We start from the raw sequence: 13,439 nt of genomic DNA, 5'->3' as shown, positions 1-13,439 counted from the left end.
GCTTTTTTGTAGTTTTCGTCTTGTATGCAAATCTTACAAGAGTTGATTTGCTCGACACTATCCCTATATCCATTCAACTGTTCAAAAGCAGTAATAGCTTCAGCATAGCTTCCTGCATCCTTTAGAGCGACGGCTGCTTTGTAGTTTTTGTCTTTTATGCAAATCTCACAGGAGCTGATCTGCTCTGCACTATCATTATATCCATTCAACTGTTTAAAGGCGGTAATAGCTTCCTCAAAAGATCCAGAATCCTTTAAAGAGATTGCATAATAATACTTACATTCTTTTATTTGTTCTTCACTGTCTTTATAATGGTTCAGTACACTGAACGCATTAATGGCTTCCTCATAATTACCTGCATTCTTTAGAGCAACTGCATTCTTGTAATGTTCATTCGGTATAATAACCTTCGTAACAACAAGGGCTGTAACCAAACCAATAATAGCTAGAACCGCTATAATACTCAGTGCCTTTTTTCGTTTTCTATCAACTCTTTCTTTCTGTAAAATCCGGTTTTCCTTTTCCTCTTGCAGTACTTCTTCGTATTTTTTTTGTATACTATCCACTCTTGAGGAAGAATCCTTATAATCGATTATCTTTCTGAATATCTGTGCTGCTTTCATCAGATCATCTGATTTTGTGCTGTCAGAAAGTCGAACTGCCTTTGTATAATACTCCTCATCTGTCTCTGGATAATTACCTGAAATTACCTCATTCAAAAATGCAGCGATCCTCTGTATCTCACCCATGGACAATTTCATCATGTCATTAGCCAGGGATGCTTTCGACAGGACATCTTGATATCCAGCACCGCTCTTCATTGCCATTCCTATCATATCTCTTGAAAAACTTGCATTACTTGAGTTAAAACAGATGATTCTTTTTCCCTGACTTAAGCTCTTGTATGTTTCATCCCTTCGAAAAGCGTGGTCTGTAGCATCAGAAAAATCTATATATTTCACCCATATATTCATATCCCCGGATTTTGCGTAAATATCTCCCTTTCCTGTGTCGGATACCTTCTCAGTGGTATACGCCTTTGTCTGATGAAAGCCACCCATGGAAATGCCACCGGAAGAGGCTCCAGTAAATATAGTCCTTGAGGGATGATATGTATATGATAGGACTCCACCTTTATTTACTTGAATATCCGGTGTGCCTTCAAATTTTGTTTCTTCTCTGTTGTGGGTACAATAAACAGATCCATCTGGACGCCTGTATACATCAATGCGGCCACGATTGTTATTCGGGTCTTCTCTCAGTGTCAGAACCAGTTCTCCCAAGACACTTGTTCTTATTGCTTCTTGGGCTGCTTGCTCTGCTTCGACCTTTCTTCGTGCTTCTTCTAACTCAAAAACTTTTTTTGCCTCTACATATAAAACCGCTATTTTTCCATATTTCAAATCTAGATCAGAGGCAATGACTTTTGCTTTTAATGACTGTGTATCATCAGCCATATCAGTATAGCCTTTAGCAATGCATTGGCTGTAAAAGCTATATAGTTTCTGCTCTTTTGCTGTCATTTTAGTCTCCTTTTATAGTTATGAATGATTGATTACATGAAACTATGAATATGCCCTGAAAAAACTACTGCTAGTAATATCGGCTGGTCTACAGCAAATAATAGAAATTTGATAAAAAATATATCCTGACAGGATATGCAAATATATAAGGAATTGGTAGAAAGCATTACTTTATGTTCATTAGAAGATAAGGATGAATTCTGGAATAATTTTATCAATCGAGCAGCAAGATATACTTATATAAGAAATCAGTGGGAAACCATGAGTAAAGAAGAAAAGATGGCTGCTGACGATGGGCGTACACAGGCTCATACTGTAGTGATAACTTCCCTAAATACTCTTGCAAGAATAGTAGAACAGGAAGGCCGTGATGCTTCATGGAGGGCAAAATTAGGCAACGAAAGAAAAGGTATAGGTGATTTTGCCTGCTTTGTTTCATATATAACGGGGATATCTAATAGATAAAAACATTGTGATATATAGCTGCGGATCTTCATAGTCTATAGGTTTTTCCTCGAATTTTTTCAATATTCTTATTCAAGAACCGGTTCGCCGGTTCTTTTTTTCTAAAAAATTTTCCCCAAAAAAACTAATACGACAAAAACTCCGTACATAATTAGATAGTAAACGAGATATTAGACTAATTTGGAGAAAGAAGGTATTAACATGGCACGTCACAATGAGGTCACAATGTACGGCCAAGTGTCGAGTGCACCAAAAATATATACTGATAAGCCCGGACAGCCAGATGCAAAGAGGATACAGGTAATCTGTACCGTAGCGGTCATCCGTGGTATCAGGGATTATGGTGCCAAGGACCACAGGATCAAAATGGATAACCCCATCGTCCTTTCACAAAACGCAAAAATCATGAAGCAGATGGCTAAATGGGAAAAGGGAGATATGGTACTCATTAGAGGAACACTTGCTTCCCACGACTATACAAAGCATTGCTTATGTAAGAATGAAGCCTGTGAGGATGAAGAAGGAAAGCATTCTGTTATTTCCTTTAATGAAACCCTTTCATATGTAAACCCTGTATTCACAGAGGTTCTTTCAAAGGGACTTGATCCATCGGAAGGCACCAAGAATATGCGTGAGCGTTCGGAGATTTCAAACAGAGTCACCATAATCGGAAAAGCCAGCAACGAGCCGGAGATCTATACTACAGACCATGGACAGCGGATCACCAATTATGTCCTTGATGTACCTCGTAAGTATAGAATAAAGGAGGATGATGATTCGAACCGTCATGATTTCCTTATTATGAAGTCATACGGTAAGATCGCAGATATGGATTACCGCTACATAAAAAAAGACGGTCATGTTTTTGTCGATGGAGCAATACAGGTAAGAGAATACGCAAAACAGCTTGAGTGCCCGTACTGTCATACCATTCACAACATATTAAGGACTGTGACAGAAGTAATTCCTTATTCAACTGAGTACGGTTTTGGCTGCAGAACAGAGGAAGAAGCAGAAGAGTTCCAGACTAAGAAATCAGCGCAGGAAGCCGACGAAGTAAAGGACGAGATCTTCTCATAAAAAATAAATTATAAAATCTGCTGTAAAACCGGCAGATTTTTTTGTTATCCGAGTTATCCCCTTCCATAATCTGTTTGTAGATTATTAGATAAGTCATTAGAGGAGGTAGAAATGAAAAAAACAATGACTTTTGTCCTTGTTATACTTGCAGCGGTTTTCGTGACAATGTCCGTGAAACGCTCAAGAGATAAGGAACAGGCGGCAGAGTCTTATAAGGAACTTAAAGCCGAGATGTTTACCGAAGCGGAAACTCTACCGGAATCAACGGTGGATGATGCAGAGGAAACAGAAGCCATTACTCTTTCTAATGACGAAAGGGCTATGGTGGAAGGGGTTAGGAGACTCCAGAAGGATAATGGAGACGTCCAAGGGTACATCATGATCCTTGACTCTGATATCAAGAAGGAAGAGCTCTGCGGTTCAGCGATAAGGGATGAAGGAGTAGTTCTTCAGTACCCTGTCTATCAACGTAAGGGTAATGATCAGGAGGCTCTTGATTACTACCTGCACCATAATGGCAAAGGTGAACCGGAAAGTTATCCGGGGTGTATCTTTGGTGACGGTGCAATCGATGATAAGGGCAACTATATTTTTGATTTTGACAGTAAAGGCAATCATGTCATTGCGGGACACAACATGAGTGTCCAGAGGAATCAAAAAGAAAACTGGATGTTCGGGGGACTCAGATTTTATGAAGATCCCGACTATCTGGAAAATCACCAAAACCTCGTTCTTGTAACAGATGAGGCGGTGAAATACTTCACTATCGTCTCATATTATCAGTCTGAGGCAGATGATGATTATTACAATCTTCATCCTGAAACTCCCGAAGCTTTATCGAAGTTTCTGTCAGACAAGACAGGAACAGAGATCGATACGGAAGATTCAATCACATTAGTAGCGTGCGACGATGATACATCAAATGACATCGGACGACGCTACGTCATTGCAATTTCAATAAAATAGGTGGGCTGAAATATGCTCACTTATTTTTTTTTAAGATAATTCTCCAAAAATACTGATACAGAAAGAACTGTCCGCATAATTGTTTTGTGGAAAGGAGTTACCATGATCAGATTGCCACTTATTATTTACATACCGGTACTTTTCCTAATGGGGATAGTTTATGTAGCATCGGGAACACTGTTTACCAAAAACAAAATAAGTCATTTAAAAGAATCAGTTATACGGTTCTTAGTATTAGCAACGATTTTTACTGCGATATATTACCTTACTTGAACAACTAAATACGCTCTCAAGGAAAACAGTGAAAGGAATTGTGACTTAATGAGAAGAATATTGTCGGGTATAATAGCATTTTTAACCGTCGTTATGTCCCCCTTTAGCGCATACGCATCGGATAAAGATAATAAGGTGGCTCCGTCAGCCATTTACGGCTCAAGGATAAATATGTCAATCAATCAGGAGTCAGTTAAGTATTCACCGCAATATTTTGATCCGAATGAACTGAATGTAACATCAAGCTCTACCTTATCCGTAATGGATATTCCCGGATTATCAACAGAAGAGATGGAAAATATGAGAAAGATAGTATCGGGATTACAGGACCTTAACCTTTCTAATGCCATGCTTGCAGGAATACTTGGAAATCTCCGTCAAGAGTCTAACTTCAAACCCTCAGCCCTGTCAGATTCAAAAACATACTATGGTCTTGTTCAATGGGGAAAAGAACGAAGAACAGCCCTTGAAACTATACCGGATTATGATACAGTCGAAGGCCAGGTAAAATTCCTGAAAGCAGAGCTTCAGGGTACTGCACCTGCAACAGGAAATTATGGTGCTACCTTAGATAAGTATCTGAGCCGCTATAATAGCTCGAATATGCAGACTGTAACTGATGTTGAAATGGCATGCGAAGCATTCTGTGTTGTGGTTGAGGGATGTACGGGTGGTAAAGCTGAAAATAAAAATAAAGCCAAAGACGGTAAATACTATCAAGATCTTGGCCAAAGAAAAGATTATGCAAAAGAGATTTATAATTACCTGGAAATTGGCAATATAAGCGTTGAAGCGTCGGAACAGGCTAAGGAATTCCTTTCAATAGCATCGTCAAAGCTTGGCTGCCCTTATGTATGGGGAGCAAAAGGTCCTAACTCATTTGACTGCTCAGGCTATGTCTGGTGGTGTTTAAATCAGGCTGGTGTAAACGTTCCGTACAGAACCACAGCTAACTGGATATCAGATAAGCCGTTCCCTCAGGTTACTTCTTACGATGAACTTAGAGCCGGTGATGTCATGCTTATTAGTGGACATATCGTAATTATTGTAGGAGACGGAACCATTATGGATGCTTCATCATCTAATGGAAAAGTGGTTCACAGAAATCTTAGTGATTGGTGGAGAAATCACTTTGTAGTTGGATATAGGATATTTAATTAAATTGCCATGCTAGGATACCCTTTATATCATGTGCTATATTAAATATTTGCACGCATAATTATCGTATGAACAATAAAAGTAATATGGGAGAAATATATGAAAAACTTATTTAAGACAATATTCTTTGCAACAGCCATTATGACAATGGCTGTATTCGCATCATTTGCAGAAACTGAAAGGGTAGATAATCTGAACTCAGACTTTCTGCCTGAAAATGCAGTTGATGTTGTGATCACGGCAGATGTACCAGAGTATTACAACATGAAGATTGATGTCATGATAAATGGCATAGATTTCGATCTAAAGTATCGTGAGGATTTACCGAACAACGGTTACACCAGAACATACCCTATATCAGCCGGTGTTTATGATGTAACGGTGTTTTCAAATGAAGATATAAACGATGAATACACATACGAAGTATCTCCTAAGATATTAGATACATCAAAGTGTCAGAATGTAAAGATCAAGGTTAAATCCTTAGGAAAAGATATAGAAGCTGGAGAAGAAGATAATCATGAAGTAGATGAGAGCATAGGCCCCCTTGACGTTGAACCAGAAGTAATAGATCTCTCCGACGGAAAAACCTACGGCACATTCCGTGTAAAGCTAGTAAGCTACGAGGCAGCTATCACTCATGTAACATATCAGATTACAGACGGAAAAACGGTCTATGACATAGACCTAAAGCGAGACTATAATTTCGCTGCAGACGTACTCCTTCCCGTAGGTTCTTACTATGAGCTCGGATCTCCAAAGTTCGACTTAGACGAGAAAGCTTCGTGGAACAATGAAATCAGATGTACTTGGTCTCATAAATATAATAGAGGCACTTTCGGAAATTACTACGAGATTGTGGAAAATAACACAACACTTCTTGACGATCTTGAAATCATGATGATTCAGAGAGGAGATGTCTTCCCGTTTGATTCATATATGCTTTTCCAGCCAATGATCAAGAACGAAAGAGATGCCCTTATCGAATCCCATGCTCAGGCAATTCAGGAATCACTGAATGAAACTATAGAAACTACAGAAACAACAGAAGCAGAGACAGAAGAAACAGAGACGATTGCAGAGCTAAAGCCTGTAGAAGATACTACCAGTGTAGACATCGGACGTATCATTGCTATTGCCGGTGCTGTGGTAGCAATATTGATTGCAAGCGTTGCGGTTGTATTGAAACTAAAGAAATAATAAGTGCATATTATAAAGCGGTCATATCACAAAATGACCGCTTTTTGTATGCCAATTTTTAATTCATATCAACGTTATTAGAAACATCCCCTTCCATAATTTATTTGAAAAAAGCATAAGTCATTTAGAGAAAAAATGACTGACAAGCCCGACGGGGCATACGAGAGCGGTAACACCGCAGAAGGAGAGACCACTATGGTAAATAACGTTCATATCCTAGAAACAGGTAAGGGATATACTCTTACAACTACAAACGAGCCTGAGACTAGCGCAGAATTAAGCGCGCACACAGGCATCAGAAAAGAAAGCATAAGATCTCATATGGATAGTATGGGGGCACACTTTGATGCCGAAGGTCATTTCTTCTTCGACCTTGAAATAAGCGCAGAACTTGCACTGTCGATTTTTGACGGAGTAGAAGTTAAGGAAGTCGAGGAAATAACTCCTGATGATCCGGTTCTCAGCGAACATCCGGAAGATGATGTACCGGAAGCTGAAGAAACGGAACAGGAAAAAGAACCCGTGATAGAAACTGAAGTGATTCCGGAGCCTGTGACGGAAACAAATGTGACCGAAACTGTTGTAGACACAGTACCCACAAAACCTGATGTAAAGGTAAGTGTAATTATGTCTCCTGACTTTATGTCCTACACTTTTACGACAACCGCCGACAGAGAAACAATTAAGGATATTGCAGAAAAGGCGAGTCTTTCAAAGGTGGATCTTTTAGCGGACATATATTTGTGTAACGGAAAGGTTGATTCTGATGATTATATCAGTTTCGATTCAGAAGAGGATGCCGAAAAGGCTGCCGGCAAGATTAACCGTCTCATTGCAGAAGCACCAATGAAAAAGGTTGAGGAAGTGTGCGACGAGGAATCGGAACTGGAAGCCCAAACAGAAACTCCGGTTAAGAAGGAGACAGAGGTTATTCCTGACTTCTCTGATTACAGAGAAAAACTTCAGTGGGAGCTTGATAAGATCAAGAAAGCCCATTGCAAGGACGAAGATAATCCCTCTATGAGCGAAATGAACTTTCTAGGTAGCTTTATGTGGTATATGAGCTGCATAGACCAGAGAGTTGCAGTAGACCCTTCATTTGAAAGCAAAGTTCTTGATAAGAGACTTAATTTAGATTTACTAAACAAGTTTCTTATGATGAGAGCACTTGGACAGCTTACGCCAACAGATGATGGAAATATCGTAACAAAGGAAGCAGCTGAAGCAGAGAAGAATAAAAAGAAGGGTGTAAAATCATCATCCGGAGACTTATCACGATTCACCGTGAATATGGGTGAGTTCTTGGATAATACCTACGGAGCCTCAAGAGGCATAGGTTATCATGTTCCTGATGCAGATGTTGCAGGCTGGATCTTCGATTTTTATGATCACGAAGGTGAGGCTCTTTATAATAAGATAAAGAGTAAGAAAGAGAAGAAAGCAAAAGAGGCGGAGGAAAGAAAAAAGAAGGCCGAGAAGAATAAGACTGTAAAGAAGTCTAAGGCTAAGTTATCCAAACCCGCTGTAAAACCAGCAACAACTTTAACAGAAAAGGCGGAGGTTAAGACCGAAACTACGGTTACGGAGGAAAAACCGGAAAGCACTGATATCCCCCTAACACCTTCTGAAATCTGGGGTATGGATGATCCCTACAAGATAAACGGGAACGGTTATGCTCAGATGAATTTTATGAGTATGTTAACCTAACCCAAAGTACATTTTTATAAAAAGTCTGCAACTTCGGTTGCAGGCTGTTTTTTGTGCTCATTCTAGATGTTCTGACTAAGTCTATCGGAAATATCCCCTCCCATAATTTAAATGTAAAAAGCAAAAGTCATTCTTGAGAAAGAAGAAGACGAAAAGCCCAAAGTGGCATACGAAAGTTGTGCAGGTGCACAGGAAAGGAGCCTTTTATGGCTGAGTTGGAATTAACAGAAGAGTTCAGAAAAGAACGGACAAAGGAACTTAAGAAATTGTTGAAAGGGTATCAGTATCTATGTACTGACACTGATGAGCTTTCAAGGAAAGCAGCGAATGGACACCAATCATACATCTTCAAATACTATAAGAAAGATGGAGATGTGTTGATACAGGAAGTCTGGGTGGCAAACGAAAAGCAGAACCATGTCGCTGTATTTTCCGGTTTAACAGCAGTTGATACAAAAAACGAGCTTTTTGTCACTATGAACAGCGACGGAAAATATCAGACGAGGACTACGTCTTGTGACCATGCAAGTAATGTCATAAGAAAAGGAGATGCTTATAGCAGTATTGGCAAAATCGTAATGACGGATAAGGATGCCGGAAAGGAATATGATAGGCTGGTTGATAATATAGCATGGCAACAGGCATATCAAGATTACAACAGGGCGTACGACAGAAAGCAGGATGAGGGTAAAACCCTCAATACCCCGGTAAAACCCATAGGAAAAGACTTTATTAGATTTTGTAAAAACCTTCCCTTTAATATGGGTAATCGAATTTTCTATAAAGGAGAAGAAGGTTATTGCACAAGATGCAAGCAAAACGTGTCCCTGAAGGGAAAGATTAAGCACCTCAGTGAAGGCAAGTGCCCTTCTTGTAAAAAGGAAGTAACATTCGTTTCGAGGCTGAGGAACCATAAAGAGATAAAAGATACACGCTGTGCAATGAAACTTGAAAAAGCAAGTCTAGGCTATACTTTGATCAGATTTTTCCGGATTGAAATGACCATAGATGGCGAGTCCATTTCTCCTAAATATTATCTCACGGAAAGAGTGCGTGAGTTTGTGAAGGAGAAAAAGGTACGCGCCTATAAATGGGAATGGGGTAAATGGGAATACTGTAAAACCATTCGTGGGTATGGCGGAAACCGTATAATTAATATCGGTTGTAACTTCGGAAAGTTTTCATCTAAAGGCGGAATATATACCAAGGGGCTTAACTCCTTGATAGACAGCACACCTTTCCTGCAGCATATAGGCTTTAAGGAATTCCTTGAATTAAAGCACCCTGAAATAAATAAGCAGGATCGTGATATACGATGCATTAGTGATTACCTTGAAAGCCATGCAATGGAAACTTACTTTGAATGGATAGAGAAATCCGGATTCCGTATGCTTAAAGAGAATATTTATGAAGGGTACGGTTTAAGTGAATCCATATGCAACATACACGGAAAGACTCTTCCCGAGGTATTTGGCGTTGATCGTCAGACATATAGAAGAATATATGAAAGGCGTGACACAATAACCGACAGAGGAATCCTGGTGTATCGTGAATTTCCTAAGCTTAAAGATGCTGAAAAACAAGAGCTTAGCTTATTATTTAAACCTCATGAATTTGAGAACATAAGGAGCATCCTTCAGTACACAACCTATCATAAAGCAATGAAGTACATAAGGGCTCAGGAAGACACTATATTTAACACACCGTCTTCTGTTCTGACTATGTGGTGTGACTACATCAAAATGAGGGACACTTATGGTGAATGGAATAAAAAGAGTAATATATTGGTTTTCCCCAAATATCTTAAAAAGTCGCATGATGAAATCATGGACCTCAATAAGATAAAAAAGAAGGAAGAGGCCAGGAAACGTCTTGCGAAGAAGATCCAGGAAACATATAGGAGCATTGGACTTTCTGATGAGGAATGGCAACAGTCCACATACAGTAAGATCCTCGATGCGACTCAGGTAGACAGATTGCCTGTATTTTTCAAACTGGATAAAAAACTTCCAAGCATACATAAGAAGTACGATTTCAGTATGGACAATAGTGAACTCTTTGTCACGGCTCCTAAGATTGCTTACGACATAGTATCGGAAGGAGAGATTCAAAACATCTGTGTAGGTCAAAGGGGAATGGGCTATATAGAAAATATGGCCGATAGCAAGGCGGTTATTCTATTCGTCCGTCGTTCCGAAGAGCCGGACAAGCCTTATTACACTGTCGAAGTACGTAATAATACCATCGTGCAGGTAAGGGGCAAATGCAACTGTTCCGCAAAAGAGGATGTGATAAATCTCCTTACGGAATACGCAAAAAAGAAGGCGCTCAAGTATGACGCGATAGCGTGATATAAGGTGCAGATAATCATTCAATACAGCCAGTCATTCCGATTGGCTGTTTTTTTTACGAAAAGCCAAAAGAAAACTTCTTTTCTATCATCTTTTTACTAATCCACCAAAATCTCCGCCCATAATTATATTAGAGAAAAGACGGAGGAAAAGATGTATATCCCAAAAGAGTATTATAAGGCCGTCATGTTCGTGAAGAAGCTGAGACAGGACGGGAAAGATTTAAGTGAAGCTGTTTCTATAGCATCAAAGTATTATAAGGTGCCGGAAACTGAGTTGGAGAAATATATAGAAGATGAATCCGGTAATGAGACACATTTCAAATACTATACGGTACAAAGGCTTGTGGCAACAATGGACAGACCGGACTTTAGACCCGATGGGGACCCGTATGTGATAAAGGCAACAAGCGGGATAAAGGTAATGGAAAGATGTATCAAAGAGAACACAAGCCTTGAATTATCGAAAAGGAAAGACGGAAAGAAGACCTGCGTGTATATCACAAGATTCATAGGGCTTATGTCCGGATATCCTGAGAAAAGTCAGGCTGAAGCCAACATATCAAAATGCTAAAGAATTTATTTTATGAAGAACAACAAAGAGACACCAAGCACACGATAAGACCGGCTGATATGGATCAAAGTGTAGTGGACTGTGTACGTGGCATATCATCGTTTATCTGCAGCATCATCATGTGCCTTGTGGTGGTGTTGATTGCCATATTTTTATTTAGGCATGGCGGTTCATTATTTTATGAAATGGATAGACTATTGAATACAAGTCTCCGAACGGTTATAGCGGTGTGATTTATGGCAAATCAAGTATGCTTATCTTTGATCCGGACGGGAAAGAATCACTGCACACAGGTACGAGGGCGATAAACACGCTTGAGGAACTGAGAGATGCCGTAGACACGTATCCTGATTTCTTTGAAAATGTGCTTAAAAGGTAAGTTGATCAAAAAAGAGAAAACCGCTTAGCCCGAAAGCTAGGCGGTTAGCCCTTCGAATTTACTATGTACCTAAGTAATGATAATATTTAAAACGAAGAATACTATAGTGAGAGAGAAGAGGACCTCGACCTTCTGATGATGCATATAAATTATGTAAAAACCATGACACAGGGCATGGGGGACTCTGAAAAAGCCGTATTCATCCATGATTATCTTGAAGACCATTTTCAGTATGGTTATGACATCACCCCCGGAAGTGCGGTGCAGGGTTTTAAGACAGGCTATACAAAATGCCTCGGATATACGGCAGCTTACTATATAATTGGGTTAAACAGTGGGCTCAAAGTTCTACAGAGATTCTTTTTTCGAGGATATTGATTGACTGGAGTGGGTGAAATAGTGAGTTACTTATATGATTTTTTGATACAGATAACACCTGATGGGTGGATGAATTTTTTCAGAAGTTTCTCTTTGACAATCTTGATTATAACGATAATCAAAACGACACGGCAGAAAACGGAAGTAAAAAACAAAAATATATACTATAATCTGTTGTTGGGTTCTTTACCCAGCATAGATGTTATATGTACCCAATCAGATTATCTTGATGATGAAGATGGCTTATTAGGAAGTTTAACTAACGCTGATACTCGAAGTAAAATTTTGGAAGATAGAATGAATGATCAAATTCGGTCTGACATAGAGCGAGAAAATTATAAGTATAAAGTAAAAAAGCATAAAGCTTATATTGATTATTGGACTAAAACAAATGAAAAAATAGAAGATCTTATGACTAATGAGGATTTCAAGGACATAGAAAATAAATGTGATGGGAATGTGTTTGCCTATTATTGTGAATTTGTAGCTGCATTTCGAAATGAGCATTTTTTTGGCAGACCTATCATAAGGACCGAATTATTAAGAAATCTGTTGATGAATTTAGCAGAAGAAATACGAATGGTAGAGAAATAAGGGGATGTTATAAGTAATCAGCCAGAAAACCCATGACCTTTTGGTCGTGGGATGAATGGCGTCACTTTTAGAAGTGTATATTTTTGAAGTGTCACTTTGAATATGGCACGTAATGTGCTAGTATATATACAGGAGTGATCCGAGTCTTACATAATAAAAAAACTGCATGTATCCAACCATTAAACAACAGGTAACAGAAGAATCATGACAGATCAAGAATATAATAAGCTTCTGAAACAATATCATAAACTTTCTGACAGACATATTTTAGTTGCAGAGACTGATATGCCTTATTCTGATGTACAAAAGGTTGTGGCTCTTTCTGATAAGCTCCGCAAAGCCGGTAACGAACTTGTTGGCCTTATGAGAAAGAATCATGACCAGCTCATGCGCACAAAGAAATATCGTAAACTTCTCAATCTATACGGAAATACCGAGAATAAGGAACATCGTAAATCTCTGGCTAAACAGCTTAACGATATGCAGAAGGCCTATAATGTAACCTGGGATTTTTGCAGGACTTCCATGATACCTATCGGAAAGAAATACGGCATAGATGCTGTATTCGCTCTCACTAAAGCCGAGGATATATGGCATGGTATGGAAAAATGTCTTTATGGTAACGGAGAGATACTTCATTTTTCCAAATTTGGGGAACTGCCCTGCATCAGAGCAAAGCAGATAAATCGTGGAATACCTGTCTCTATAAAAGATAATAAAGTGCGGTTTAAACTTGGTAGGATAATGTTTGGGTTGCAGATAAAGGACAGATTTCAAACCGATGAAATAAAT

The 13,439-nt window shown here is 39.1% G+C and carries 11 protein-coding genes and 1 pseudogene; 11 read left to right on the top strand and 1 reads right to left on the bottom strand.

Translation table 11 applies throughout. The features are described 5' to 3' along the window. Positions 1 to 1,523: tetratricopeptide repeat protein (locus BLV86_RS16150; protein WP_207647485.1), on the bottom strand; the 1,523-nt coding region annotated here is incomplete at its 3' end. Positions 1,524 to 1,784: 261 nt separating this feature from the next. Between BLV86_RS16150 and BLV86_RS17660 the strand changes: the two genes are divergently transcribed. From BLV86_RS17660 to BLV86_RS16095, 11 genes and pseudogenes are all read left to right on the top strand, one after another. Further along, complete coding sequence (locus BLV86_RS17660; RefSeq protein ID WP_139297953.1) at positions 1,785 to 1,988, top strand: hypothetical protein; 204 nt, start codon at positions 1,785 to 1,787, stop codon at positions 1,986 to 1,988. A gap of 201 nt (positions 1,989 to 2,189) precedes the next feature. After that, positions 2,190 to 3,068 (top strand): single-stranded DNA-binding protein, encoded by an 879-nt coding sequence (locus BLV86_RS16140; RefSeq protein WP_090819590.1) that lies wholly within the window; start codon positions 2,190 to 2,192, stop codon positions 3,066 to 3,068. 111 nt (positions 3,069 to 3,179) lie between these two features. Next, positions 3,180 to 4,034 (top strand): class B sortase, encoded by an 855-nt coding sequence (locus BLV86_RS16135; RefSeq protein WP_090819587.1) that lies wholly within the window; start codon positions 3,180 to 3,182, stop codon positions 4,032 to 4,034. Between the two features lie 321 nt (positions 4,035 to 4,355). Next, positions 4,356 to 5,468 carry a phage tail tip lysozyme gene (locus BLV86_RS18400; protein ID WP_090819584.1) on the top strand — a complete coding sequence of 371 codons (1,113 nt, stop codon included), beginning with the start codon at positions 4,356 to 4,358 and terminating at the stop codon, positions 5,466 to 5,468. A 96-nt stretch (positions 5,469 to 5,564) separates the two neighbouring features. Then, a complete protein-coding gene (locus BLV86_RS16125) occupies positions 5,565 to 6,665 on the top strand; it encodes a hypothetical protein (RefSeq protein WP_090819581.1) in 1,101 nt (366 codons plus the stop codon). A 135-nt stretch (positions 6,666 to 6,800) separates the two neighbouring features. After that, a complete protein-coding gene (locus BLV86_RS16120; RefSeq protein ID WP_090819579.1) occupies positions 6,801 to 8,372 on the top strand; it encodes a hypothetical protein in 1,572 nt (523 codons plus the stop codon). Positions 8,373 to 8,578: 206 nt separating this feature from the next. After that, complete coding sequence (locus tag BLV86_RS16115) at positions 8,579 to 10,723, top strand: PcfJ domain-containing protein (protein ID WP_090819576.1); 2,145 nt, start codon at positions 8,579 to 8,581, stop codon at positions 10,721 to 10,723. A gap of 153 nt (positions 10,724 to 10,876) precedes the next feature. Then, positions 10,877 to 11,296, top strand: coding sequence for a hypothetical protein (locus tag BLV86_RS16110; RefSeq protein ID WP_090819573.1), 420 nt, complete (start codon positions 10,877 to 10,879; stop codon positions 11,294 to 11,296). Between the two features lie 514 nt (positions 11,297 to 11,810). Next, a complete protein-coding gene (locus BLV86_RS16105) occupies positions 11,811 to 12,053 on the top strand; it encodes a hypothetical protein (RefSeq protein WP_090819570.1) in 243 nt (80 codons plus the stop codon). Beyond that, positions 12,054 to 12,647, top strand: coding sequence for a hypothetical protein (locus tag BLV86_RS16100; RefSeq protein ID WP_090819567.1), 594 nt, complete (start codon positions 12,054 to 12,056; stop codon positions 12,645 to 12,647). Between the two features lie 204 nt (positions 12,648 to 12,851). After that, a pseudogene (locus BLV86_RS16095) lies at positions 12,852 to 13,439 on the top strand (hypothetical protein); the annotation flags it as partial.

It is taken from the genome of Oribacterium sp. KHPX15, assembly GCF_900107835.1.
In the GTDB taxonomy this organism is placed as follows: Bacteria; Bacillota; Clostridia; order Lachnospirales; family Lachnospiraceae; genus Oribacterium.
Note: the sequence above shows the minus strand (reverse complement) of the source record. Positions and strands in the feature narration are given on the sequence as shown.

Coding starts and splice junctions, on each gene's coding strand:
- BLV86_RS17660 (WP_139297953.1), top strand. CDS start 1,785: ATGAGTAAAGAAGAAAAGATGGCTGCTGACGATGGGCGTACACAGGCT.
- BLV86_RS16140 (WP_090819590.1), top strand. CDS start 2,190: ATGGCACGTCACAATGAGGTCACAATGTACGGCCAAGTGTCGAGTGCA.
- BLV86_RS16135 (WP_090819587.1), top strand. CDS start 3,180: ATGAAAAAAACAATGACTTTTGTCCTTGTTATACTTGCAGCGGTTTTC.
- BLV86_RS18400 (WP_090819584.1), top strand. CDS start 4,356: ATGAGAAGAATATTGTCGGGTATAATAGCATTTTTAACCGTCGTTATG.
- BLV86_RS16125 (WP_090819581.1), top strand. CDS start 5,565: ATGAAAAACTTATTTAAGACAATATTCTTTGCAACAGCCATTATGACA.
- BLV86_RS16120 (WP_090819579.1), top strand. CDS start 6,801: ATGACTGACAAGCCCGACGGGGCATACGAGAGCGGTAACACCGCAGAA.
- BLV86_RS16115 (WP_090819576.1), top strand. CDS start 8,579: ATGGCTGAGTTGGAATTAACAGAAGAGTTCAGAAAAGAACGGACAAAG.
- BLV86_RS16110 (WP_090819573.1), top strand. CDS start 10,877: ATGTATATCCCAAAAGAGTATTATAAGGCCGTCATGTTCGTGAAGAAG.
- BLV86_RS16105 (WP_090819570.1), top strand. CDS start 11,811: ATGATGCATATAAATTATGTAAAAACCATGACACAGGGCATGGGGGAC.